The organism is Streptomyces sp. NPDC003042, assembly GCF_053591315.1.
Genome location: NZ_JBSFTP010000185.1, coordinates 1 through 1,470, shown reverse-complemented (window position 1 = coordinate 1,470; position 1,470 = coordinate 1). Strand labels below are relative to the sequence as shown.

Here is a 1,470-nt window from a genome sequence, read left to right as displayed (position 1 = left end):
GAGGAACACCCCCCATCCGGCATCAGCGATCGAGCGGTTCAGCCCGGTCTTGGCGGCGGCCCCGTTGGGCAGGAAGGTGCCCGGCACCTCAGGGTCGGGCTTCGGTGCTGGGGCCTTGCTCATGTTGCGGATCTTGAGGTTCTCGTGCGCGATGAAGTCGTGCTCGCGGACCAGGCAGAGCGCGGTCTTGTGTGCGTGGTCGAGCCGCTGGCGTCGGACCTTGCCGTGCAGCTTGGCGACCTTCTCCACGGCGCGCTGGTGGTTCTTGGTGCGCTTGTCGCTGCGGGCTCGCGGGAACCTGGCGAGGGCCTGCTGTGCGGCTTCGAGCTTCGCGGCGGCCGTCCGGCCGTGGCGCGGGTTGGGTACGAAGCTGCCGCCAGAGTCGGCGAGGAAGTTGGTGATGCCCAGGTCGATGCCGACCACGCTGCCCGTCGCGGGAAGCGGCTGGGGCTGGTCCTGCTCGGCGGTCAGCACGACGAACCACTTACGGCCCTCGCGTTTGACGCTGACGGTCTTGACCTTGCCGTCCACCGGGCGGTGCTGGTTGACCTTGACGTGTCCGATGCCCTGGAAGCGGACGCGGGTCACGGGGTCGTGCGGCGTACTGTCCCACCGGCAGCCGTCCCCGTCTTTGGGGAAGTCCACCGTGTCGAACCAGTTCACTCCGCGAAAGCGCGGGTATCCGGGGGTGTCGCCTGACTTGATCCGGCGGAAGAACGCGGAGAACGCCTTGTCGAGACGGCGAAGGGTCGCCTGCTGGCTGGAGAAGGACCAACGTCCCTGACGCTCCGGGTCGAACGCCCGGACGTCCTTGAGCTGTCCGGACTGCTGCCCGTACTTGACGCTCGTCTTCGAGACGTGCCGGTAGGCGTCGCGGCGTTCCTGCAACGCCCCGTTATACAGCGAGCGGTGATCCCGCAACATCTCGCCGAGCCCGATCGCCTGCCCCACGGTGGGCCGCATGAGGAACTTGTACGCACGGATCATCCGGCCCGCCCCCTTCGGTCGAGGTCGCTCGATCACACTACCATTGGCGGATGTCACCACGCTGGGAACCAGATCCTGATATCCGCCGGGGAAACCACGTCGTCTACCACCTTCACGCACACTTGGTGTTCGTCACCAAGTACCGGCGCGAGGTCTTCAACGGCGAGATGCTGACGCGCTGCGAGGCGATCATGCGGGACGTGTGCGAGAGCTTCGGTACGGAGCTGCGGGAGTTCAACGGCGAGGGCGATCACGTGCACCTACTGGTGCACTACCCGCCGAAGGTCGCCTTGTCCAAGCTGGTCAACAGCCTCAAGGGCGTCAGCTCCCGCTACCTGCGGGCGGAATACACCGGGCGCATCAACCGGATCGGGATGGGCTCGGTGTTCTGGGCGCCCTCGTACTTCGTCGGGTCCTGCGGCGGCGCACCATTGAGCATCGTCAAGGAATACATCGAGAACCAGAAGCGGCCCACCTGACCGT

2 protein-coding genes are annotated in these 1,470 nt (G+C 66.3%); one reads left to right on the top strand and one right to left on the bottom strand.

Translation table 11 applies throughout. The features are described from left to right. On the bottom strand, positions 1-987 hold a 987-nt coding region (locus ACWDYJ_RS36255), incomplete at its 3' end, for an RNA-guided endonuclease InsQ/TnpB family protein (RefSeq protein ID WP_451569862.1). A 50-nt stretch (positions 988-1,037) separates the two neighbouring features. Here ACWDYJ_RS36255 and tnpA point away from each other — a divergent pair. Further along, positions 1,038-1,466 (top strand): IS200/IS605 family transposase, encoded by a 429-nt coding sequence (gene tnpA / locus ACWDYJ_RS36250; RefSeq protein WP_451569861.1) that lies wholly within the window; start codon positions 1,038-1,040, stop codon positions 1,464-1,466. Positions 1,467-1,470 lie beyond the last annotated feature (4 nt).

What these genes read in the sequence shown, in the direction of transcription:
- tnpA (WP_451569861.1), top strand. Translation starts at nt 1,038, where the DNA reads ATGTCACCACGCTGGGAACCAGATCCTGATATCCGCCGGGGAAACCAC.